This window comes from Marivita sp. (assembly GCF_965656765.1).
In the GTDB taxonomy this organism is placed as follows: domain Bacteria; phylum Pseudomonadota; class Alphaproteobacteria; order Rhodobacterales; family Rhodobacteraceae; genus Marivita.
Map to the genome: position 1 here is coordinate 1 of NZ_CBFHLV010000025.1, position 23925 is coordinate 23925.

Annotated in this window: 22 protein-coding genes and 1 pseudogene; 11 read left to right on the plus strand and 12 right to left on the minus strand. The window is 56.6% G+C overall.

Translation table 11 applies throughout. The features are described from left to right. From ACTG4M_RS08955 to ACTG4M_RS09005, 11 genes are all read right to left on the minus strand, one after another. A partial coding sequence (locus ACTG4M_RS08955) for a hypothetical protein (RefSeq protein WP_439123307.1) occupies positions 1-188 on the minus strand: 188 nt, incomplete at its 3' end. Between the two features lie 442 nt (positions 189-630). Beyond that, the gene (locus tag ACTG4M_RS08960) at positions 631-1647 is read right to left on the minus strand and encodes an ABC transporter ATP-binding protein (protein ID WP_439123308.1); all 1017 of its coding nucleotides are present in this window, start codon (positions 1645-1647) and stop codon (positions 631-633) included. Positions 1648-1651: 4 nt separating this feature from the next. Then, on the minus strand, positions 1652-2488 hold the full coding sequence (gene ugpE, locus ACTG4M_RS08965; RefSeq protein ID WP_439123339.1) for a sn-glycerol-3-phosphate ABC transporter permease UgpE: 837 nt from the start codon (positions 2486-2488) through the stop codon (positions 1652-1654). 17 nt (positions 2489-2505) lie between these two features. Next, positions 2506-3387 carry a sn-glycerol-3-phosphate ABC transporter permease UgpA gene (ugpA, locus tag ACTG4M_RS08970; protein ID WP_347199464.1) on the minus strand — a complete coding sequence of 294 codons (882 nt, stop codon included), beginning with the start codon at positions 3385-3387 and terminating at the stop codon, positions 2506-2508. A gap of 61 nt (positions 3388-3448) precedes the next feature. Continuing rightward, the gene (ugpB, locus tag ACTG4M_RS08975; protein WP_439123309.1) at positions 3449-4750 is read right to left on the minus strand and encodes a sn-glycerol-3-phosphate ABC transporter substrate-binding protein UgpB; all 1302 of its coding nucleotides are present in this window, start codon (positions 4748-4750) and stop codon (positions 3449-3451) included. A gap of 100 nt (positions 4751-4850) precedes the next feature. After that, a complete protein-coding gene (locus ACTG4M_RS08980; RefSeq protein ID WP_439123310.1) occupies positions 4851-5753 on the minus strand; it encodes a TIGR01459 family HAD-type hydrolase in 903 nt (300 codons plus the stop codon). Continuing rightward, a complete protein-coding gene (gene phnE, locus ACTG4M_RS08985) occupies positions 5753-6568 on the minus strand; it encodes a phosphonate ABC transporter, permease protein PhnE (RefSeq protein WP_439123311.1) in 816 nt (271 codons plus the stop codon). The genes ACTG4M_RS08980 and phnE (ACTG4M_RS08985) overlap by 1 nt, the downstream gene beginning before the upstream one ends. Continuing rightward, positions 6568-7383, minus strand: coding sequence for a phosphonate ABC transporter, permease protein PhnE (gene phnE, locus ACTG4M_RS08990; protein ID WP_439123312.1), 816 nt, complete (start codon positions 7381-7383; stop codon positions 6568-6570). Before phnE (ACTG4M_RS08990) ends, phnE (ACTG4M_RS08985) begins: the two co-directional genes overlap by 1 nt. After that, positions 7380-8174 (minus strand): phosphonate ABC transporter ATP-binding protein, encoded by a 795-nt coding sequence (gene phnC, locus ACTG4M_RS08995; protein ID WP_439123313.1) that lies wholly within the window; start codon positions 8172-8174, stop codon positions 7380-7382. The genes phnE (ACTG4M_RS08990) and phnC overlap by 4 nt, the downstream gene beginning before the upstream one ends. Before the next feature lie 66 nt (positions 8175-8240). Further along, positions 8241-9215, minus strand: coding sequence for a phosphate/phosphite/phosphonate ABC transporter substrate-binding protein (gene phnD, locus ACTG4M_RS09000; protein WP_439123314.1), 975 nt, complete (start codon positions 9213-9215; stop codon positions 8241-8243). Between the two features lie 39 nt (positions 9216-9254). Further along, the gene (locus ACTG4M_RS09005) at positions 9255-10073 is read right to left on the minus strand and encodes a DeoR/GlpR family DNA-binding transcription regulator (protein WP_439123315.1); all 819 of its coding nucleotides are present in this window, start codon (positions 10071-10073) and stop codon (positions 9255-9257) included. Between the two features lie 169 nt (positions 10074-10242). Between ACTG4M_RS09005 and ACTG4M_RS09010 the strand changes: the two genes are divergently transcribed. Genes ACTG4M_RS09010 through ACTG4M_RS09035 form a run of 6 tightly spaced genes read left to right on the plus strand, consistent with a single transcriptional unit; the run spans position 10243 to position 17311 of the window. After that, positions 10243-11904: a Na/Pi cotransporter family protein gene (locus ACTG4M_RS09010; RefSeq protein WP_439123316.1), complete on the plus strand. Its 1662-nt coding sequence runs from the start codon at positions 10243-10245 to the stop codon at positions 11902-11904. Beyond that, complete coding sequence (locus ACTG4M_RS09015; RefSeq protein ID WP_439123317.1) at positions 11901-12368, plus strand: NUDIX hydrolase; 468 nt, start codon at positions 11901-11903, stop codon at positions 12366-12368. The genes ACTG4M_RS09010 and ACTG4M_RS09015 overlap by 4 nt, the downstream gene beginning before the upstream one ends. A gap of 60 nt (positions 12369-12428) precedes the next feature. Further along, complete coding sequence (locus ACTG4M_RS09020) at positions 12429-13454, plus strand: ABC transporter substrate-binding protein (protein ID WP_439123318.1); 1026 nt, start codon at positions 12429-12431, stop codon at positions 13452-13454. Further along, positions 13455-15671, plus strand: a complete 2217-nt coding sequence (locus tag ACTG4M_RS09025; RefSeq protein WP_439123319.1) for an ABC transporter permease — start codon at positions 13455-13457, stop codon at positions 15669-15671. Positions 15672-15682: 11 nt separating this feature from the next. Continuing rightward, positions 15683-16744, plus strand: a complete 1062-nt coding sequence (locus ACTG4M_RS09030; RefSeq protein WP_439123320.1) for an ABC transporter ATP-binding protein — start codon at positions 15683-15685, stop codon at positions 16742-16744. Then, positions 16745-17311 carry a histidine phosphatase family protein gene (locus ACTG4M_RS09035; RefSeq protein WP_439123321.1) on the plus strand — a complete coding sequence of 189 codons (567 nt, stop codon included), beginning with the start codon at positions 16745-16747 and terminating at the stop codon, positions 17309-17311. On the opposite strand, the gene ACTG4M_RS09040 is transcribed toward ACTG4M_RS09035, so the two are convergent. Next, positions 17312-18103 carry an inositol monophosphatase family protein gene (locus tag ACTG4M_RS09040; protein WP_439123322.1) on the minus strand — a complete coding sequence of 264 codons (792 nt, stop codon included), beginning with the start codon at positions 18101-18103 and terminating at the stop codon, positions 17312-17314. Between the two features lie 978 nt (positions 18104-19081). On the opposite strand from ACTG4M_RS09040, the pseudogene ACTG4M_RS09045 reads away from it, so the two are divergent. From ACTG4M_RS09045 to ACTG4M_RS09065, 5 genes and pseudogenes are all read left to right on the plus strand, one after another. Next, positions 19082-19575: pseudogene (locus ACTG4M_RS09045) on the plus strand (ATP-binding cassette domain-containing protein); the annotation flags it as partial. 288 nt (positions 19576-19863) lie between these two features. Next, positions 19864-20889, plus strand: a complete 1026-nt coding sequence (iolG, locus tag ACTG4M_RS09050) for an inositol 2-dehydrogenase (protein WP_439123340.1) — start codon at positions 19864-19866, stop codon at positions 20887-20889. Positions 20890-20996: 107 nt separating this feature from the next. Continuing rightward, positions 20997-21917, plus strand: coding sequence for a sugar ABC transporter substrate-binding protein (locus ACTG4M_RS09055; RefSeq protein WP_439123323.1), 921 nt, complete (start codon positions 20997-20999; stop codon positions 21915-21917). 73 nt (positions 21918-21990) lie between these two features. Then, entirely contained in the window at positions 21991-23100 is a 1110-nt protein-coding gene (locus ACTG4M_RS09060) for an ABC transporter permease (RefSeq protein ID WP_439123324.1), read from the plus strand. 1 nt (position 23101) lies between these two features. Then, entirely contained in the window at positions 23102-23923 is an 822-nt protein-coding gene (locus ACTG4M_RS09065; RefSeq protein ID WP_439123325.1) for an ATP-binding cassette domain-containing protein, read from the plus strand. The last annotated feature ends 2 nt before the right edge of the window (positions 23924-23925 follow it).

The following is a 23925-nucleotide window of genomic DNA, read 5'->3' on the forward strand; positions in this document are numbered from 1 at the left end:
TATCCCAAACCCAAAGAGGCAACATTTTGCGCTGCCCTTTGGCTCACTTTTACTCTGCCGTTGACAGTTTCGCGCTCATCCGCACCTGTTTTTCGCCTCGTTACAACAAGTGTTGCGCCTGAATCGCGATGTTGTAGCGCCTCCCCCGCGCCTTTCTGTTCGTCTTTGGGTGATAGTTCCCAATCCATGCGCGCAAGAGTGCCACCATTCGCCGCGCTGTGTGCCAACTTACAGACTGCGGACAAAGTGTGAATTTGCTGCAATTATGCGAGAGGCTGCATTCGCGCGCTTTGCAGACCTTACTCTTGGATTGCACATGACTTGTTCTGCTGAATTGGCGCCCAGCGTTATTCAGAGAGGCAGTCTGGAAGTCGGTTTCTCCATGGGCGCGACGGACAGGCGCGCTGCATTTTCCGCTGCGTTCACAGGCATTCAAAACTCTCCTCCGGGCCGCTGGTTATCTGCGAAGCGCCCAACAGAAAAGAAGACAAGTTCGAGACCGACGGCCGCCACTTTGCGCGGTACAAAGACACGCTGTTGGCAGCCATTTGAGGGACGTCCACCATCGAATTACGAGCCCTGTCAAATGCATTGACGCCCCGAAGACCTGCACAGCAAGAAAGACCCGGTCTAAGTTGGCGGCACCACGCGTTTGCCAGCCCCGTCAAACCGCATTTCACGCGATATGTCCCAGGAAAGGCCAGTCTCGCTTCCTTCGTCCGGGATCATGACGCCGGCGTCCTGCCGCACGGTGATGTGCGTGTCATCAGCAGCTTTCAGGTGAATAAGCGTCTCCGCACCCAAAACTTCGCTATAGGCCACGCGCGCGGTCAGACGTGTGTCGAGCGCGCTGGAGAGGTGCATATGCTCGGGGCGGATTCCGACCCGGTACTCAGTTGTCTCCCCAATCAGGCTGCCTGCGAGGAAATTTGTTGGCGGCGAGCCGATGAAACCGGCTACAAATTCAGTCGCCGGATTGGCGTAGACCTCTAAAGGCTTGCCGATCTGATCGGCCACCCCGCCATTCATCACAATCATGCGGTCGGCCATTGTCATCGCTTCAACCTGATCATGGGTGACATAAAGTGCTGTGACACCCAGTTCGCGTTGCAGCGCTTTGATTTCCAACCGCATCTGAACCCGCAGCTTGGCGTCGAGGTTGGACAGCGGTTCGTCGAACAGGAACACCGCTGGTTTACGCACGATGGCACGCCCCATGGCGACACGCTGGCGCTGGCCCCCGGACAATTCCCGGGGCTTGCGTTTAAGGTAAAGCTCCAACTGCAAAAGCCGGGCCGCCTGCTGGACGCGATCTTCGATTTCGTGTTTCGGCACTTTGGCGATCTTGAGCCCGTAGGCCATGTTATCGAACACTGACATATGTGGATAAAGCGCGTAGTTCTGGAACACCATGGCGATGTCGCGGTCCATAGGCTCCTCTTTATTTACGCGCCGCCCGCCGATTTGAACCTCGCCATCGGTGATCGTTTCAAGCCCGGCAACCATGCGCAGCAAGGTGGATTTGCCACAGCCGGACGGGCCGACGATCACGATGAATTCGCCATCTTCCACATCGATCGATACGCCATGAATGACGTCTGTCTCGCCAAAGGATTTCTTGACGTCGTTAAGGGTCAGCGTTGCCATTTTCTTATTTCTCGCTTTCCACAAGTCCACGGATGAACAGCTTTTGCATGCCCACAACCACAATCACCGGCGGCACCATCGCAAGGATCGAAGTTGCCATGATCGTGGGCCAATGCGCGAAGTCGTCGCCCGAGGGGAACATTTGCTTGATGCCCATAACGATGGTGTTCATGTCGGGATCGGTGGTGATCAGAAGAGGCCAGAGATACTGGTTCCAGCCGTAGATAAACAGGATGACGAAGAGCGCTGCGATATTTGTCCGGCTCATCGGCAGCAGGATGTCAAAGAAGAACCGCATAGGCCCTGCCCCATCCACGCGCGCCGCCTCGGCCAGTTCATCTGGGACAGTCATGAAGAACTGACGAAACAAGAACGTCGCCGTCGCCGACGCTATCAGCGGCAGGATCAGGCCCTGATAGCTGTTCAGCATCCCAAAATTCGCAATAACCTCGTAGGTCGGCACAATGCGCACCTCGACCGGGAGCATCAGTGTCAGGAAGATCAGCCAGAAGAAAAGCTGCCGACCTGGAAACTTGAAATAGACGATGGCGAAGGCCGACAAGAGGCTGATGGCAATTTTGCCGATCGCAATCCCCATGGCCATGATCAGAGAATTCCACATCATCAGAGCAACGGGCGCATTGATGCCTGCTGTGAGCGCGCGGGTGTAGTTCTCAATAAACTGATCCCCGGGCCAAAGAGGCATGGGTGGGCGAATGATCTCTGCATTGGTTACGGTCGACGCAACAAAGGCCAGCCAAATCGGGAAAAAGATAAATGCAACGCCGATGATCATTCCCAAGTGGGTTAACCAAAGCCCGGCCCCGCGTTTTTCAACCATACCTGTTTGCTGAGCCATCAGTAATGCACCCTGCGTTCGATGTATTTGAACTGGACCACGGTCAAGATCGACACGATGAACAGAAGCACCACGGATTGCGCTGCAGACGAGCCCAAGTCCTGCCCCACAAAGCCATCGGAATAGACTTTGTAGACCAAGATCGTCGTGGCCTGCTGCGGTCCACCGCTGGTGATGGTGTGGATCACCCCGAAGGTCTCGAAGAAGGCGTAGATGATGTTCACCACCAAGAGGAAGAACGTGGTCGGCGACAAAAGCGGCCAGACGATCGTGCGGAACCGCGTCCAGAAATGCGCGCCATCTATGGCAGCAGCTTCGATCACCGATTTCGGGATCGCCTGAAGGCCCGCGAGGAAAAACAGAAAGTTGTAGCTGATACGGCCCCATGCGCTTGCCACGACGACAAGGCCCATTGCCTCGCCTTCGTTCAGGACATGGTTCCAATCGTAGCCCAAGTGACCAAGGTACCACGTCACAACACCTACGCGGGTGTTGAACATGAAAAGCCAAAGAACACCCGCAACCGCAGGTGCCACGGCATAGGGCCAGATCAAGAGCGTTCGATAGGTGCCGGACCCTTTGATCAATCGGTCTGCCAGAATGGCAAGGTAGAGCGCGACGCCCATCGAAACGACAGTGACTAGTATCGAGAAAACGGCTGTCGTGACGAACGACGCACGGTAATAGCGATCAGAGAACAAGTATTCGAAATTGCCAAGTCCCACCCACTGCATGGACAAGCCAAACGGATCGGGAATGAAAAGCGATTGCCAGATCGCCTGCCCCGCCGGGTAGAAAAAGAAAATGGCTGTGATCAGGATTTGCGGCAGTACCAACAGCAGCGGCAGCCAGATGCCTTTGAACGTGACACGCTTTTCCAACTTTGCCCCCTTAGCCCGGAAGGTACGTACGCCCCTTCATGGGGGCGCACGCTTGGCTCACTTAGCGCGACGCCTGTTCGAAGCGGCGCAGCAATGCGTTGCCGCGTTCCACAGCCGAATCCAGCGCTGTTTGCGCGTCTTTGTCACCCGCCCAGATTGCTTCCAGCTCTTCGTCGATGATGCCACGGATCTGGTCAAACGATCCAAGGCGCAGACCTTTGGAGTTCCCTGTCGGTTCCTTAGCTGTCATCTGGATCACTGCGATATCGGTTCCAGGGTTTGCGTCATAGAAGCCTTGGCTGCGGGTCAGGTCGCCTGCTTCGGAGGTGATCGGCAAATAGCCTGTATCCTGGTGCCACTTGGCTTGGATTTCAGCGCTGGACAGGAAGTCCATGAATGCAGCAACGCCTGCATATTCCTCGTCGCTCTGGCCTTCCATCACCCAGAGAGAAGCACCACCGATAATGGTGTTCTGCGGCTCACTGGCGACAGCTGTCCAATATGGCAGTGGGCGCACTTCGAATTCAAACTCGGCCTCTGCATTGATCCCCGCGTAGCCCGCCGAGGATTCAGTGAAGAGCGCACATTCACCGGCGCGGAAGTTTGCGCCACCTTCGTTGCGGCGGCCAGCATAGATGAACTTGCCCTCCTGTGCCCATTCGCCCATCGCGCCGATATGTGCGACCTGTGCTGCGCTATTGAACGCAAGCTCAGTGTCGGTGCCGTCAAATCCGTTCGACTGCGTAGCGAACGGCACATCATGATAGGCCGAGAAGTTTTCCAGATGAATCCAGCTCTGCCATGCTGTGGTCATTGGGCAATCGACGCCAGCCTCTTTCAACTGGTCGAGAACTGTGCCGACCTGTTCCCATGTAGACATGTCGGTGTCGGGGTCGATACCCGCTTCGGAAAGCTTGTCGCGGTTCACCCAGAGAACCGGCGTCGACGAATTGAACGGCAGGGACAGCATATCGCCTTCAGGTGAGGTATAATAACCTTTAACCGAGCCGATGTATTTCGATTGATCGAACCCGTCGCCCATCACTTCGTAAACCGGTTTGATCGCGCCCTGAGCTGCCATCATCGTCGCGGTGCCAACCTCGAACACCATCAGGATATCGGGCTGCTCACCTGCACGGAAGGCCGCGATCCCGGCATTTAGAGTTTCCGAATAGTTACCTTTGTGCGTGGCAACCACGGTGTAGTCCGATTGAGAGTTGTTGAACGTGTCGACCTGCTCGGCCACCAATTCGCCGAGGCGTCCCGTGAAGGCATGCCAGAACTCGACTTCGGTAGCGGCTGTTGCGACCTGGGTTGACCCCAGAACGGCCGATGCCGCGAGGATGCTAATTGAGTGTTTCATGTGTTTCTCCCTTATTGGCTGCTGGTCTTTGGCGGGTGACCCGCCACGGTTTCGCACAGTTTGAACCTGCGCTGCGAAGTCGACATGAGGCTAATTGCTGTCATGGCCGCTCCAAAATGAAATCAGGTACGATACCGGCGGCAGAAACGGCCTTTTCAGCGTCTTGTCCTGCAAAAAATCCGTAATTCGCAATCAACGCCGATGCGATCCCCACGTGGCACGCCCCAAGGATGTCCGTGTGCAGGCTGTCCCCAACCATCACCACCCGCGACCGGTCCACATCACCCAGCCGCTTGAAAGCCAGATCGAAGATGTCGGCAAACGGCTTACCATAGAATTCGGGTATGATCCCGGTACGATCCGCTAACTGGTGCGCATAATGCCCGGGCTCGACCGAGAAGCCGGTTTCGCGCGGCGCGACGATATCTGGATTGCCAACCAGCACCGGACGCGGCCGTTTTCGGAGCGTGTCTTCAAGCAACATCTGTCGTTCTTCGGTCCACGCGGCGCTGCCCACCAGCAAGAAACCTTCTACCTCAACATAAGCTTCGGAGGATTCTTCGAGATAGGTCAGTTTGAGGTCTTCAAGATCCCGCAGCCCCGTGCTGCGCGTCGCCATCAACCCCCAGTGGAGATCCTGCCGGCCATTGAGCCCAGCCAACAATGTGGCGCGGCTGGTGATCACATCTTCAGGGTCAAAGTCGTACCCAAGACGGGTGTACTTTTCCATCAAGGCCTTGTGTGGGAAGCCCGCCGCGTTGGACACGACCAGAACGCGCTTGCCAGCAGCCCTGAGCGTATCAATCCGTTCGCGCGTGCCCGGGATCGCCGCGTCTCCGATGTTCAGGACACCGAAGGCATCAAGAAGAAAAACATCGAAGTCATCTGCTATGTCGGACAGCGACGTTGCTCGGCTATACGCCATGTCGGTTGGAGCGACCTCCGGCAACCGGTGACGGACCGCTTCATAGGCGTCAAAGGCTGCTTCTGTTGACAGCGCCATCAGATGATGGCCCCCCGCACCTTGGCAGACACCCATTCGCTGATGACCACCGCCGCGAGAATGACGAGCAGGATGAGACTGACCTGAGGCCATGCCAGCACGTTGAGAGACGCGGACAGTTGCAAACCGATGCCACCGGCCCCGACCAACCCCAGCACGGTGGATTCGCGGATGTTGATGTCCCACCGGAAGACGGCAACACCAGCAAAGGCGGGCATGATCTGCGGCACGATCCCGTAGGCCATAACCTGCCAGCGCGAAGCCCCCGTGGCGGTGATCGCCTCAACTTGCGTTAGGTCGATCTCTTCGATGGCTTCATACAGCAGCTTGGCACAGAACCCGATCGACCGGATGGCGATGGCGATAATGCCTGCAAACACGCCCGGCCCGATGACCGCGATCAACAACAGCGCCCAGATCAGCGAGTTGATCGAGCGGGTTGATACAATGATCAACAGCGCAATGGGGCGGATGAAGAGCGCCGACGGCGTCGTGTTGCGCGCCGCCAGAAACGCCACTGGAACGGCCAAAAACAAAGCGATGATTGTGCCTAACGTCGCAATGTTGATCGTGTCCCAAATCGGGCGGCCCAGCTGCGTGATGTATTCCCAGCGCGGTGGCGTCGCACGCGTCCAGATGTCGTCGGCAATACGCGGAGCATCCCAGACAAAGAACCACGTCGTTGCATCCGAAATGCGCTGCCAGCAGACTAGGAAAATCGCCAGACCCAACAACCAACCGAACCACCGCACAAGCGTTTCGCGCGGGGTGCGACGGCGCCAATCGACGCCTTCGTCACGTTCTATAATCGGCATTACTGGACCCTCGCACGGACGATACCAGACAAATATTCGAGCGCCATAACGATGCCGATGATCAGCAACAGAATGGCCGCAGCGGTGTCGTATTCATAGCGGTCAAACGCCGTGTTCAGCGTCGCGCCAATACCGCCAGCGCCAACCAATCCAAGGATCGCACTTTCGCGGAAATTGATGTCGATGCGATAAATCGACAAACCAACCAATCGAGGCATCACTTGAGGTTGTACGCCGTAGTTAATCCATTGAATCCACTTGGCACCAGACGCTTTGATCGCTTCCGCTTGGACTTTGTCCATGGACTCGATGTCTTCGGCAAGCAGCTTGGACAGAAATCCGATGGTCGCAAAAGACAGCGTCAGGAACCCTGCCAGCGGGCCAAAGCCAAAGATCGCGACCAGCAGGATTGCAACGATGATTTCCTGCAACGCGCGGCTGATGGCGACGATGCCACGGCAGATCATGTAAACTGGCAAAGGCGCGATATTGCGTGCAGCGCCAAGCCCGATGGGGATCGAGATCAGGATGCCGACCACAGACGCGGCCACGGTCATCACGATGCTTTCCAGCATCCCGGCCCAGATATCGCTGGCGCGCGAGGTGAAGTCTGGCGACGTGAACGCCATCACAAACTGACCACCCCGGTCGAGACCTTCGTAGACGCGAGACCAGTTCACCTCGATCGAGCTGATGGCAGCAATCAGATAGACAATTCCGCCGACGATGAGCGCCCAGCGCAAGGCGGGGCGTTGGATAAAGTTGGGCTTGCGCCAAGGCGTGCCCAGCTTATCATTCAGGGTGACGTCACTCATTCCGCCGCCTCGATCTCTGCGTCGTCATCGACTTTTTCGATTGTCGCTTCCCAGTCTTCTGCGCCGTAAATCTCGGTCAGTTTGTCGGGGGTGAGGCCGGTGGGCAGGCCGTCAAAAACGATCTCGCCAAACCGCAGACCGACGACGCGGGGCACAAACATCTGCGCCAAAGCCACGTCATGAATGTTAATAATCGCGGCCAGCCCGCGTTCCTGACACAGCTCGGTGATCAGGCGCATGATCTGACGGCTGGTTTTGGGATCAAGCGACGCGGTGGGTTCGTCCACCAGTAAGAGCTTTGGATTCTGGATCAGGGCACGGCAAATGCCGACACGTTGGCGCTGGCCGCCCGACAGCTCATCGGCGCGTTTGTCGGCCATGTGCAACAGACCGACACGGTCCAGCAGGCGAAACGCCTCGTCCACATCCGCTTGTGGGTACTTGCGCAAGAACGAGCGCCAAAAGCCAACATAGCCCAGACGGCCCGATAGGACGTTTTCCATTACCGTCAGACGTTCGACCAGCGCATATTCCTGAAAGATCATACCCATCTCGCGCCGCGCCTTACGCAATGCGCCAGACCCCAGCTTGGTCAGATCTGTGCCGTCCAGCAGGATCGCCCCTTCGGTCGGCTCAACCAAACGATTGATACAGCGGATTAAGGTAGATTTCCCGGCCCCGGACGGACCAATCAAAGCCAGAACCTGACCTTTGGGAACCTCGAGCTCGATGGATTTTAACGCTTGGTCGCCCGTTTTATAGGTTTTGACCAGCTTTTGCAGACGCAGCATAAAAGATCCCTCGCAAGGGTGATTGACAGGCCCAAAATTCGGGCCTGTCAGGATAAGATGAAACGATTACTCGCAGGAGTAGCTAACGCCGTTGGCTTGGTCGATCTGACGGATCACAGCCCAAAATTCCTTGTAGTTCATCGGAAGGAATTGGCCTTCGTTGGACTTTGAGAATTCTTCTTCCAGCGACGTGCCTTCCCAATCGAAATTCACGAACGCATCTTTGATCTGCGCCTGAAGTTCGGGCGTCAGGTTGTGCGCGGTGCCATAGCCGGTCGTCGGGAAGGTCTGCGAGGTATAAATTGACACGATCTGATCTTCCGTAACAACCTCTCGTGCAGTCATGCGGTGCAGCACCGAATTCGCAATCGCGGCCGCCGGATAGTCTTTGTTGGCAACGCCAAGGATCGAATTGTCGTGTTTGCCAGAGAAGACGGGTTCGAAATCGACTTCTGCCTCCATGTTGTACTCAGAGCGCAGGATGGCCGACGGTGCTTTGAAGCCTGAATTCGAAGTCGGCGACGTAAACGCCATCTGCCCGCCTTTGATATCTTCGACAGATGTAATCCCGCTGTCTGGATAGGTGATGATCTCCATCTCGTAACCAAAGCTGCCATCCGTCGCCGCCATCAGCGCGAAGGGGCGGAAGCCAGCGCAGTTCACAGCCAGTGGGTTGGACCCGGTGTTAAAGCCTGCGATGTGCAGCCGACCCGAGCGCATCGCCTCAATCTGAGCTGCGTTGTTCTGCACCGGAAAGAACACCACGTCTTTGCCGGTGACTTCGGACAGGTTGTCAAGGAAATCAGACCATGCCTCGGCATAGACTGCGGGGTCTTCTACAGGCGTATATGCAAAAACGAGCGTGTCGGGATCAACCAGTTCGCTTGCATCTGTCGGGATGTCTGCGACCAGATCGCCGTCGACATCGCAATAGCGTTCGTCAAGCGTACCGCGCTCACAGTCCTGCGCGGACGCGGTGGTGCCAAGTGACATCAGCGCCAAAGCGGACGCACCAAGTAGCAGTTGGATATTCAGTTTCATTTTTCTCTCCCTATTTTATTTTTTCTTGATACCGCGCCACTAGACAGACGCGGGTGCTATGCAGATTTCTACACGCGCCGCTTCCAAAGCCGTCAGCAAGGTTGGATCAGGCCGTGCGTCTGTGAACAATGTATCAAGCTCCTCCATTTCACCGACACGTAACAGTCCGGTAACACCAAACTTGCCAGAGTCGATCAGTACCTGCCGCGTGGTCGCGCGACGCAGCATTTCGCGTTTCACCGCAGCAAACCCTGCCACAGTTTCCGAAATTCCTTCTTTGGAAAAGCCAGACGCGCCGATAAGACACCGATCCACGCGGTAGTGGCGCAAAAACTCAAGCGTTTCCGTCCCGATCACAGCGCTTTCCGCCGCTTGGTATTCTCCCGGGCATACCATGACGTTGGCAGAGCCGTGGCCCAGTGTCATCGCGACGGGCAAAGAATTGGTGATCACGGTGCAGGCCACACTACGAAACGCCAAGGCTTTGGCCAGTTCGATGGTTGTTGAGCCTGAGTCGATCATCACGGTTTCACCGTCTTGCACAGTCGCCGCCGCCAATGCCGCGATCCGTTCGCGTTCTTCCACTCGGGCGGATCTGCGTTCTTCGAGGCTCGGATAATGCCCTTGCGATGGGGCTGAGGCCCCGCCGTGCGCACGGGCAATCAACCCGTCATCGGATAACGCATCAACATCGCGGCGCACTGTTTCGGTTGACACATTGAACCGCCTGGCCAATTCGCTGATCCGCACGTGAGGGTGCAACTTCAACTCCAATAAGATTTGCCCCCGCCGGTCGGATTTCTTGAGCCGATCCCGACCCTTTTCAGCACTGGCGTCTCGCGTTTCCGTGTTTGACATCCGCCGCCCCGACTCGCATTCAAAGGCATTTTTGTGGTCTTTCTGACATTTTGCAATTATTTTTGTTGCATTAACCTCATCTGAATGATCAGATTTTTCAAAACGTCACAGACGGTAAAGGTATTTCGCCCAATATGTTTCGGCACAACGCCGCCTTGGACAGACTTGAATGATCGTTCTTGCCGCACATCTTGCCGCGGCGGTGGCGCTGCTGCTTTGGTCCACACGGTTGATCCGGACAGGGGTCGAACGCGCTTTCATGCCGGAACTCAAAATCGGGCTGAAGCGGTTATCTGGCAATCGCCTGTCTGCCGCTGCAGGCGGAAGCTTGGCAGCCATGGTGATGCAAAGCGCAACGGCCGTCGCGCTTATCAGTGCGGGATTTGCAATATCTGGAATGCTGGCACCTCACACTGCACTGATCTTGCTGCTCGGTGCAGAGCTTGGATCCGCGTTAATGACGCGCGTGTTGATTCTTCCAGTCGAAACAGTGCTTCCTTTTGCTTTATTGTTCGGCGTCGTTGCCTTTTTCAAAGCAAAGACGCGCAAGACCAAACAGGTCGGACGTATCATCATCGGTCTTGCGCTGGTGTTTATTTCACTCGGCATGATCCGGGAAGCCACCGCGCCCATCGGGGACAACGCAATTATCCAAAGCATTGCCACTTATTTTCGTGATGATCTAATTAGCGCCTATGCCCTAGGCGCGCTTCTAACATGGGCCATGCATTCGAGCCTTGCTGCTGTTCTTACCTTTGCAACCTTTGCTGCCACTGGCCTGATGGCGCCCGCTGTTGCGGCGGCTTTGGTCATCGGCGCAAACATGGGTGGTGCAGTGATCCCGTTCGCGCTGTTGTGGTCTGCCGAAAGACCAGCGCGTTTAATCGTCCTGGGAAATCTATTGGCGCGAGGGGCCATGTCGTTGGTTTTCCTTGGTGTCCTGATCAGTGGCACACTTGATCCGGCTTATCTTGGTGCCAGTGCCGGGGCGCAGGTGGTGATGCTGCACATCATGTTGAACGGCGCGCTTTTGTTGGTTGCGCTGCCGCTGGTCGGCATGATCGTGCGCATGGCAGAAGCCGCGCTGCCCCGTCATAGCACCCCGGAAACCGACTCTCTGACAGCGTTAGACCCGGACGCCCTGAACCACGCACCGCTCGCTTTGGCCTGTGCGCAGCGCGAATTGTTGCGGATGTCAGAGACCGTGCAAGCCATTCTGGTGCCGGTCATGCATCTCTTCCGGAGCTGGGACCCCGAACAAGCCCGTGTGATCGAGCGTCGCGAAGACGAGATTGACAGGATGCATTTTGAGACAAAGATTTACGTGTCGCGGTTGCGCGAAACAAACATCAAAGCCTCGGAAGATAAAAAGACGCTGGAAATCGTGGCGATGGCCAATAGCCTCGAAGAAGCAGCCGACCGCATCGCTGTCAATCTGGTGGCGCTGGCCAAGAGACTGTCAGACGACGCGGTCACATTCTCAGATGAAGGTCTTGCCGATATTGAACATTTCCACGACCAGATTGTCACCAACGGCCAACTCGCGCTCAGCGTTCTGACCACAGGCGATGCAGAGGCCGCGCGCCAGCTTGTGGCCGAGAAGGATCGCATCCGCATCGAAGAACAAAAACTGCAGGAACGCCATCTGAAACGACTGCAAGGTGGGGCAACGGCTAGCATCGAGACAACCAATATTCATCAGGAAACTTTGCGGGTTCTGAAACAAATCAATGCAGCCCTGACCTATGTCGCCTATCCAATCGCCGAAGAAACAGGCGACTTGCTGAAAACCCGGTTGGCCCGTCCGCGCAGCGTCGGAGGGTCTGCATGAGCAAGCCCATGCCCCCTGTCGAACAGATCGCCGCTCTTCCCGTGCGTTGGGACAAGACCGGCAAATTGCGCATCCTTATGGTCACGTCACGGGATCGGGGCCGCTGGGTGATGCCCAAAGGATGGCAGATGGATGGGAAAAAACCGTGGCGCGCCGCCGAAATCGAAGCTTTGGAAGAGGCTGGGGCCATTGGCTTTATCTCGGACACGCCGATAGGTCACTATCACTACAACAAGCGTATGGATGACGGCACGAACACGCACTGCCGCGTGACACTCTACCCTATGGTTGTCGAAAAACTGAAACGTCGCTGGAAAGAGCGCGAGCAACGAAAACGCCACTGGTTTTCTCCAAAAAAAGCCGCGAAGCTGGTGGAGGAACCAGAGCTTTCGGAACTTCTTCGCGCTGTTGCCGATAACCGCAAAACAATAACCATTATCGAGGACATGCGAAAATCCGCATAAAGTCGAGCAAACAACAGACCCGGCAAACCGGGCAGCCAACACTTAAAGGGAGGAAAAGACATGAATAAACTAACCACAACAGCCCTCGGGACAGTGATCGCACTGGCCGCGTCGGTATCCGCAGCACAAGCTGATAAGCTGACGCTGTATTGCTCTGCACAAGAAGATTGGTGCCAACTCATGGCGCGCAGCTTTGAAGATGCCACCGGGATCGACGTAAACATGACCCGCAAATCTTCTGGCGAGACCTTTGCGCAGATCCGCGCGGAATCGTCCAACCCCAAGGGTGACGTCTGGTGGGGCGGCACCGGTGACCCGCATTTGCAGGCTGCCGAAGAAGGCCTGACAATGGGATACATCTCCCCGATGCGGAGCGAATTGCATGACTGGGCAATTTCCCAAGCGGAAAGCGCCGGCAACCGCACCATCGGCATCTATTCCGGTGCGCTTGGCTACGGCTACAACACCGATCTTCTGGCCGCCAACAACCTGCCAGAACCAGCATGCTGGAAAGACCTTCTGAAGCCCGAGTACAAGGGCCACGTTCAGATGGCGAACCCGAATTCGTCTGGCACAGCGTACACCACGCTTGCCTCGATGGTTCAGATCTTCGGCGAAGACGAAGGATTTGAGTTCATGAAAGGGCTGCACGCTAACATCAACCAATACACCAAGTCCGGCTCTGCCCCGATAAAGGCGGCAGGTCGCGGCGAGAACACCATCGGTATCGTGTTCATGCATGACGCCGTAGCACAGGCTGTCTCGGGCTTTCCGGTAAAGGTCGTCGCCCCATGCGAAGGCACGGGCTATGAAATTGGCTCTATGTCGATCATCGACGGCGCACGCAATGAAGACGAAGCCAAGCAGTTCTACGACTGGGCACTCAGCGCAGACGCCCAGAACCTTGCGCTTCAAGTCAACGCCTTTCAGGTTCCGTCCAACACGGGCGCACAGACTTCAGAAAGCGCGCCCGACATGTCGACGATCAAGCTGATTGACTACGACTTCAAGAAGTACGGATCGTCTGACGAACGTAAGCGGCTCTTGCAAAAGTGGGACGAAGACGTCTCGACCCTGCCGCAGTAAGTGCGCAGCTCTACTGCTGATAAGACCACCCACCCGGTACTGATCTTCTGGATCGTCGCCGGGTGGGTCGGCTACTGCCTTCTGCCTTGGTACATGGTGGAGGACGGCATTTGGTCGTTCGAATGGCTGTTCGATGGCTATCCGTTCAACGAAGACTACGCCCCAGCAGCTTTTCTGATTGGACAGGCCGAGAAACTCTGGCTTGCCCCCCTGCTCATTCCGCTGAGCCTGCCGTTTCTGGCACTGGGTCGCGTCAAATCTGACCCGATGTATTCCCGTATTCTTATCCTGTCAGGTGCGCTCGGCTTTGGCTGGCTAATCGCGCAGGGTTTTTCGATTGGCATTCGCGGCTTCAACTACGACTGGTTAACCACGGTATTTGGCGACATCCGCATTCGCCAGTTTGGCATGGGCTATGGGGCAATGATCTGCGCCTCTGCCTTTCTGTTTATATTGACCCAAGGCATCGCTGCACGTGGCGCGATCAATGGGGATGTCTTCGTGGTCAGCGCCATTGGTGGCGTCATCACGATTGTGACCGCCTTCGTGTTCTTTCCCATTGCAAAGATGCTGTTCGCCGCCTTCGTGACGGAAGACGGCGCGTATTCCATGTCGGTCTTCTTTGCGAAGTTCTTTGACGACCGTCTTTGGGGGCTTGGCTGTTTGTGGGGCGCGCGCTGTGGTGCGGCGTGGAACTCGCTCTTCTTGGCCATCATGGTCGGGTTTATCACGACAGCCCTCGGTCTTGCCTTTGCGCTGGTCGTCACTCGCTCTGGCTTTCGCTACAAGCGCGCGCTGCGTGCGCTGACAGTATTGCCGATCATCACGCCACCCTTCGTGATTGGCCTCGCGCTGATCCTGCTCTTTGGTCTCTCAGGCTCTGTCACCCAGTTCTTTGCAGAGCTGTTTGGTGTTCAACCCACACGTTGGCTTTATGGTATGCCCGGTGTGCTGATCGCCCAGACGCTTGCCTTCACCCCCATCGCCTTTCTGGTGCTGATCGGCGTGGTTGAAGGGGTCTCTCCTTCCATGGAAGAAGCGGCGCAAACACTGCGCGCGAACCGGTGGCAGACGTTCAAGACCGTGTCCCTGCCATTGATGCGCCCCGGTCTTGCGAATGCGTTCCTGCTGGGTTTCATCGAAAGCATGGCCGATTTCGGCAATCCTTTGGTTCTGGGCGGCAATTTCGATGTGCTCTCGACCGAGATTTTCTTTGCCATCGTAGGTGCCCAATATGACCAAGGGCGTGCCGCCGTGTTGGCAATCGTTTTGCTGTTTTTCACCCTGTCCGCGTTTTACGCTCAACGCATGTGGCTGGGTAAGAAAAGCTACACCACAGTGACCGGCAAAGGTGACTCGGGTGTTCACCCATTGATGCCGAACGGCTTGGCCATTCCGGTGATGGTGGTCGCCATCGGCTGGGCGCTGTTTACTGCTGCGGTCTACGCGATGATCATCTACGGCAGTGTCGTCGAGTTATGGGGCGTCAACAATTCGCTGACCTTCAAGCACTACGTAACCGCCTTTTCGGTCCGCTTCGAAGAAGAAGGCATCCGCTGGACAGGAGCAGCTTGGGACAGTTTCTGGACCACGATCACCATTGCCGCGATTGCGGCACCGTTGACGGCAGCAGTCGGTCTTGTGACCGCCTATCTTCTCACGCGCCAAAGCTTTGCCGGCAAGAACGCGTTCGAATTTGGCACCATGCTGTCCTTTGCCATCCCCGGCACAGTGATCGGTGTCAGCTACATCCTTGCCTTCAACGTGCCACCGATTGAGATTACCGGAACAGGCGTGATTCTTGTGATCAGTTTCATCTTTCGCAACATGCCAGTGGGCGTGCGTGCGGGAATTGCCTCAATGTCGCAACTCGACCGGAGCCTTGATGAATCCTCGCTCACGTTGGGCGCAAACTCATGGCAAACCTTCCGACGGATCATCCTACCGCTTCTGCGGCCTGCGATCCTTGCCGCGCTGGTCTACAGTTTTGTGCGCGCCATGACGGCGATTTCGGCGGTAATCTTCTTGGTTTCAGCAGAATACGACATGGCGACCAGCTATATCATCGGGCGGGTTGAGAATAACGATTACGGTCTCGCCATCGCCTATTCCACCACACTGATCTTCGTGATGCTTTCAGTTGTGGGCGCGATGCAACTTATTGTCGGACGCACCCAGATCGGACGGCGGATGAGCCAGTCTCGGACCAATGTCTAGGAGAAGCTGACATGACGATACAATCCAAAGCCGCGCCTGTCTGCTTTGACGGCGTCTCCAAGATCTTTGGAAAGGATGTTCGCGCGGTCGATAACATCGACTTGCATGTCGAAGCCGGAAAACTGGTGACTTTGCTTGGCCCCTCGGGCTGCGGCAAGACCACCACATTGCGGATGATCGCCGGTCTGGAAATGGCGAGCTCGGGCAAGATCCTGATCGGGGATCGGGATGTGACAAAGCTACCCGCGACAGACCGTGACGTGTCCATGGTGTTTCAGTCCTATGCGCTTTTTCCGCATATGACTGTCTTGGAAAACGTCATGTACGGCCTGACCTTTTCGGGCTTTGCGAAGGACGAAGCCCGCAGCCGCGCGTTGACCGGGCTGGACCTTGTCGGCCTCAAAGGTTTCGATGATCGTCTCCCGTCCGAGCTGTCAGGCGGCCAGCAACAGCGTGTCGCCGTCGCGCGCGCATTGGTTCTGGAACCGCAGGTGCTGCTTTTTGACGAACCGCTGTCGAACCTTGACGCGAAACTGCGCCGCCAGGTCCGCGAAGACATCCGCGCCATCCAGAAAGACCTCGGCCTGACAGTTGTCTACGTGACCCACGATCAGGAAGAAGCGCTGGCCGTATCGGACGAGATTGTCGTCATGCGAAACGCCGCTATCGCGCAAATGGGGACGCCCCGGCAGCTATACGATGCCCCCAACGATAGGTTCGTCGCCGACTTCATTGGTGAGGCGAACCTGCTGGCCTGCAATATCGTGTCCATCGACGGCGATATGGCAACCATTGAGATCGAAGGCTATCGCCACACCCTGCCGTCACGCGGCCTTTCAGCTGGAGCGGCCACTATAGCCGTGCGTCCGTCACGTCTTGTGATTGATTCAGGTGAAGGGGTGCATGCCACGGTAGCGAAAGCGACCTATGTCGGCGTGCGTATGGAATACACGCTCACTGGCGAATTCGGTCAGGTCTTTGCCGTGCACGAAAACGTCGATACGCCTCTTGAACCGGGAACAAAAGTGCAGATGGGCTTCGCGGCAAAAGGCCCGGTGCTTTTGCCCGAATAGATGCCGCGCCTTTTGGTCATCAGCCACGCAGAGGTGATCGTTGACCCCGACGTACCAGTGACCAATTGGGGATTGAACGCGATAGGTCGGCACCGGGCGGCGCGTTTCGCGGCGTCAGACCAGGTGAGGCATGTTACCCACATCTGGGCAAGTTTTGAGACCAAAGCGCGCGAAACCGCAGACATACTGGCGAAGCCTCGCGACATTCCAATCAGTTTTGATGTGCGGCTTGGCGAAAACGACCGAAGCGCGACCGGTTTTCTACCGCCGCCTTCATTCGAGACCGCAGCCAATGCGTTCTTTGCCGACCCAGAGACAAGCTATGAAGGTTGGGAAACCGCCCTTGATGCGCAGTCGCGGATCGTAGGCGCGGTGTCAGAGATCACGCGCCAACACAGCGGTGGCGATTTGGCAATCGTCACGCATGGCGCTGTCGGCACGCTGCTCTATTGCAACCTGAAAGGATTGGCTATCGACCGCGCCCATGATCAGCCGGGACAGGGTCACTACTGGACAGCTGATTTAAAGTCCCTCTGCCCTGATCACGGTTGGAAAGCAATTGCGTGATTAGGCGCGCCATGCGCTATCGGCGATTTCTACGAGTGCGTCGAACACATCCGGTGTTCCGAGCACCACGCGTCCTCCGTCACGGATCATGCCATTGGCATCCTGCAGTTCGACTTTTCCACCAGCTTCTTCGACCAAAAGCTGGCCCGCAAGACAGTCCCAGGCATTCATGTGTTCCTCCATGTATCCCAGAAGCCGCCCCGCAGCGACGTAGGCGATGGACAAGGCACCGCTTGCATTGCGGTGATACATCGCCCCTTGGCCGACCAGGTCAGACAGAACCGGGATCACGTTTGTGGCCTCCACACGGTTGGAATATCCCACGGCGACAGAGCCGCTGGAAAGCGGCGTACCAGTTGCGACCTGCATCTTAATTCCGTTCAGGTAGGCCCCTGCACCACGCAGAGCCGCGTAGGTTTCACCTACGTTTGGGTCGTGGATCACGCCAACCTCGGTTCGCCCTTCAACTACTCCGGCTAGGACAATGGTCCATGACGGAATGCCATTGACGAAATTGGTGGTCCCATCAATGGGATCGATTACCCAGTCAAACCCACTTGTTCCCGGCTTGGGATCGTGTTCTTCGCCGTAGATCCCGTCCTCCGGCCATGCCTTGGCCAATCGCTCACGGATCAATAATTCCACGTTGCGATCCGCTTCGCTTACCCAATCCTGAGTGCCTTTCTGATCGATAGACAGATTGCCGCGATCCTTGAAATACGACAGGGCATCAACCCCAGCATCGTGACACAAGCTGATTGCAAATTGATGCCTGTCTCGAAGACTGTCCATGCCGTCTCTTTTCATAGTGTTGACTTTGCTACATGCTATCGGCCGGCTTCTCGCCGCACAATCCGCAATCATCGCGTGATTGCCCGAAGATTGTGTTCCCCAAAAGACCTGTTGCGCCAGTATCGGCTTTCATTGATTGCCGGCAGGTTGCTATCAACAGGGAGCCGAGACCGAAAAGCAAGGACTACCATTGTCCTAAGCAGCGCAGCCTTCCGTTCACTCGGAATTTGATCGGCGTGGCTTGGGACAAATGACTACGTCTCGTTTTTGGGGTTAAGAGCATCCTAAGTCGTTCCAGTTAAACACAACACGCACGACGTTGCACGCTGGAAGGCGACCACGTGTTGCGCGCGCAGAGAACACTATGCCCCTTAGCCAACTGATTTTTCGATTGAACTTTCTCAGCCCATAATCGGACAGAAGCCAAGCCTACCTTCGAACGGCCACTTCAATGCTATTTTCTGGGCTTGGTGCATGTTGCAGTATCAGGAATTAGGTCTCACCGTCCGCATTTGCCGTAGTTTCAATGAACGATGGCTTCAGAGAACCGATGTACCTTTTGGTGCACCACCGCCCGAGAAGATGCGGCGCTGCGGGTCACGATCAACGGAAAATTCTTCCGCTTCTCCGTCCCTGCTCAGCGGTCGGACAATTGGTGAATACTTTGGCGATAACGATCGTCAGTCTGAGCAGAGTAGTCGGCAGGAAACCGCAGGCCGAAAGTTACAACATTTTTTACAACATGACCTATAGGCTATTTGCACAGTCTTCAGAAGAATAAGGAAATTTAGAACTACCTGTTCCATCCATCATGGGTGCGCAAGAAAGATGCGCGGCCGCGGTGACTGCGGTGTTGGGCATTCTTGGCTCTCCTATGGTCCGCCATCCGGGTTTCGGGACCATGTTGCACACATACTGCACACGAAATGCCGTCGTCTAGCCCCCCGGGAAGGAAGGCAGTAAACGGCGGCGGTCATGATGGAGCCAACTTGGACAGTCCGCGGGTTGGTCAAAAGCTACGGTAAAGTCACCGCACTCGATCACTGAGGCTCTGATCTTTAGCCCGATGAGGCTCTTGCCCTAGTCGGCAACAACGGGGCGGGCAAGTCTTCCCTCATCAAGGTCTCGGGGGCGGTTGTCACCGACGAGCGCGAGGTCTTTCTAAACGGTAAGCGGGTTCGTTTCACTTCGCCGACAGATGCCCCAAAAAAGGGATGCGGACAGTTTACCAGCCTCGCGCGATATTCCCTGCGCTATCCACCGCCGACAATATGTTCATCGGGCGCGAGCTGCAAAAATCTGGCCTTCGCAGCGCTTTCCTTCATCAGTTAGATCGCGAAAAGATGCAGAAAGTCGCGCAAGCCAAGCTATCCAAACTTGGCTTGATGACCATCCAGAACATCAATCTGGCGGTTGAGACCCTCAAAGGTGGTCAGCGCCAAGGTGTCGCGATGGCGCGCGCTGCGGCATTCATGAGGGGCGCCAAGGGGGCGCTGAAGGGAACCAACATGATGGACACGTCGTGGCTGTTCGATCAATCGCAAGAATTCCGCGCAAAAGTCTAGTTCAGGGATCAAGACTGGCCATCTCTGCCTATCTGCGCCTCGCTGCCATGCGGCGGCGGGAGCCAGATCAACTGCTATCTGCTACACGAACGGGGTTAAAGCGAGATCGCGCCCGCGAAGGACGCGCCAAAAAAATATTGCAACCGGTTGCAAAAATTGTCATCGTCGATGGACAGTTGGGATTCGGGGGTACCTATGCTCAATGTTGGTCTTCTAGGCGCAGGACGGATTGGCGCGGTGCATGCGCGTGCAATCTCCAAGCACGGTGCGAGCCGACTGACTGCGGTTTCTGATGCCTTTCAAGAAAATGCCAAAGCGATAGCAGACACCTATTCGGCAGAAGTCCGCACCTCAGAAGAGATCATCAGTTCCCCGGATATCGACGCGGTTTTAATTGCCACACCAACTGACACCCATTCCGATCTGATCGAAGCGGCTACTGGGGCTGGAAAGGCTGTCCTTTGCGAAAAACCCGTTGATCTTGATTTGGCCCGGGCGATCGGCTGCGAGGCCAGAGTAGCGCAGACCGGACGCCCCGTGATGGTTGGATTCAATCGCCGCTTTGACCGCAATTTTGGCGCACTGAAGGCTGCGCTCGATTCTGGTGAAATGGGTAAGGCAGAACTCTTGTCGATCACGTCATTTGATCCTGCACCTCCGCCAATTCAGTATATTAAGACTTCTGGCGGCCTGTTTCGGGATATGATGATCCACGATTTCGATATGGCGAACTTCCTCATGGGGGATTTACCCGTAACGTTGAGTGCGACAGGCGCATCCATTGTCGATCCGGACATCGGCGCAGCAGGCGATGTTGATACCGCGGCAGTCACGTTAAGCTATGCGGATGGCCGGATCGCGGTGATCAAGAATTCACGGCGGGCCGTCTACGGCTATGACCAGCGGGTAGAGCTGTTGTGCTCGGAAGGGCTATTGCAGGCAGAGAACATGACCGAGAACACTGTGGTGAGATCCACGCGCGACGGTGTGTCCCGCGCAAAACCGACCTACTTCTTCTTGGAACGCTACATGCCGGCATACGAAGCTGAGTGGGATGCCTTTGTTAGTGCTGTAAACAACAATGCGCCAATGCCGGTTTCGTTAGCGGACGGGGTGGCCGCGCTTGCTATGGCGGAGGCTGCGACACAATCAGCGCAATCTGGTCTGCCCGTAGCACTGGCCAACGTCATAAAGGATTCGGGCTGCGGGGAGGCGGCCTGATAGAATGCACTCGTCCAGTTCGGACGATGCGGAATGTGTGATGTGAAGTCACGCGAAGGAGAGCCGGAGAAACCGGCACGATGGGAAACCAAAGGGAGGAAACCCAAATGAAAACGTTTATGAAAGGCGCAGTTGCTGCCGCTGCACTTGCTGTTGCGTCGCCCGCACTTGCACAAGATATTATTGTGGTAAGCCACGGTCAGGCAAACGACCCGTTCTGGTCTGTTGTGAAGAATGGCGTCGACCTTGCAGCCGAGCACACCGGCGCAAACGTGGAATACCGCGCACCGGAAACCTTTGACATGGTGGCCATGGCCCAGCTGATCGACGCTGCCGTGAATCAGGAGCCTGACGGTCTCGTTGTTTCGATCCCCGATGGAGATGCGCTTGGGCCGTCGATTGAGCGTGCCGTTGCTGCCGGTATCCCGGTGATCTCCATGAACTCCGGTTCTGACGTGGCTGCAGGTCTCGGCGTGTCCCTGCACGTGGGCCAGTCCGAGTTTGACGCAGGCGTCGCAGCTGGTGAAAAACTTGCCGAAATGGGCGGCACATCCGCGATCTGTGTGAACCACGAAGTGGGCAACGTCGCTCTTGATCTGCGCTGCTCTGGCTTCGAAGAAGGCTTCGGTGGCTCTGTCGAAGTTCTGCCGACATCGAACGACCCGACCGAGATCGGATCTAAAGTGTCCGCCGCTCTGGCATCGAACGAAGACATCGACACTGTAATGGCTCTGGGTGCAGGTCTGGCCGGTGAGCCGGCGCTGGCTGCTGCCATGGACTCTGGCCGTGACGTAAATGTTGCGACCTTCGACATGTCTGCAGGGTTCTTGGAATCCATCGTTGCGGGCGACGCTGCCTTTGCGATTGATCAGCAGCAGTTCCTACAGGGGTACCTGCCGGTCGTGATGCTTGCCAACAACGCCAATTACGGCCTGATGCCGGGTGGCGACGTGCCGTCTGGCCCGAACCTTGTGACGTCCGACAAGGCCGCACAGGTGATTGAGCTGTCCGCACAGGGTATCCGCTAAGTCACTGCGTTGAAACAAACCTTCGAAACGGCGCCTGAGTGGCGCCGTTTTACCAAGACGACCGGAGGACCCTATGAGCGACACCGCCCCCACCCCTGTAGCAGACGAGCGAATTAAGGCCGAGCCGCTTATGTCGCGCCTTATGAAGCGACCAGAGCTAGGCGCCATCGCAGGTGTCATTTTGGTTACGATCTTCTTTCTGTTCACTGCGAGTTCCGCGATGTTCACCCTGTCGGGGATCATCAACTTCATGGAACCGGCTGCCCAGCTTGGCATTCTGGCTGTGGGTGCGGCGCTCTTAATGATCGGCGGCGAATTTGACCTGTCCATCGGCTCCATGGTCGCCTTCTCGGGCATGGTGTTTGGCGTCATGATCGTGAATTTCGGACTACCTCTGGAACTAGCAATTCCGCTTGCCTTCGTGGCGGCCTGCGGCGCAGGGGCGGTCAACGGAACGATCGTTCTGCGGTCTGGACTGCCTTCCTTTATCGTGACGCTCGCTTTCCTATTCATCCTGCGGGGTCTGTCCCTTGTGGGTCTCAAATTCTTCACCGGCGGCTCTACCCAGCTGCGCGGCATCACCGATGCTGTTGAAGGCAACTGGTTGCTGACCATTTTCTCTGGTGACGCGTTCACCGGGCTGTTTGCATGGCTCGCCGAAAAGGGCTGGGTCGAGACGTTCCGCAATGGCACGCCCAAGGTCGAAGGCATCCCGATCGAGATCCTCTGGTTTATCGCCGTTGCTTTGCTGGCGACATTTGTATTGCTTAAGACGCCTTTCGGGAACTGGATCTTCGCGGCTGGTGGCGACAAGAATGCAGCCATGAATTCCGGTGTGCCAGTGACGCGCGTGAAAATCACATTGTTCATGATCACCGCCTGCTGTGCGACGCTTGTGGCGATCATCACGGTGCTGAACCTTGGCACCACGGACGCCCAGCGAGGCGATCTGAAGGAATTCGAGGCCATCATCGCAGCCGTGATCGGGGGCTGCTTGCTGACTGGTGGCTATGGGTCGGCCATTGGCGCATTCTTCGGTGCGATCATCTTTGGCATGGTCACCATTGGTCTGACCTACACCAATATCGACGGCGACTGGTTCAAGGTGTTCCTTGGCGCGATGCTCTTGATCGCGGTTCTGTTCAACAACGCCATTCGCAAACGCGTCACGGGGGAGCGTTAACATGTCCGACGATAGCACATTCCACCATGGCGACGTGGACGACAGCGTCGCCCCAATCGTGCAGATGAAGAACATCGAAAAGCACTTCGGTAACATCATTGCACTGGCCGGTGTCAGCTTCGACATCCGCCCCGGCGAATGTCACTGCCTGCTGGGCGACAACGGTGCCGGGAAATCGACGTTCATCAAGACGATGTCGGGCGTGCACCAGCCAACCAAGGGTGAAATCCTTTTCGACGGGAAACCGATGAACTTTTCGACCCCGCGGGACGCGATGGAAGCGGGTATCGCAACGGTTTTTCAGGATCTTGCGATGATCCCGCTGATGTCGGTGACGCGAAACTTCTTTATGGGGCGTGAACCGACAAAGGGACGCGGCATCTTCAAGCAGTTTGACACCAAAATGGCCAACGACGTTACCATGACCGCGATGCGCGAGATGGGGATCAACCTGCGCGGGCCGGATCAGGCAGTTGGCACGCTCTCGGGCGGCGAACGCCAAACCGTTGCGATTGCCCGTGCGGTCTACTTCGGGGCCAAGGTCCTGATCTTGGACGAGCCGACATCTGCTCTGGGTGTCCGCCAAACGTCGAACGTGCTGGCCACTATCGACAAGGTGCGCAAGCAGGGCATTGGTGTGGTCTTTATCAGCCACAACGTCCGGCACGCGCTGGCCGTGGGTGATCGTTTCACGGTTCTGAATCGAGGCAAGACCTTGGGCACTGCTAAGCGTGGCGAAATCACGCCGGAACAGTTGCAGGATATGATGGCCGGCGGGCAAGAGATGGCCCAGCTTGAAGGGTCATTGGGCGGCACAGTGTAAGG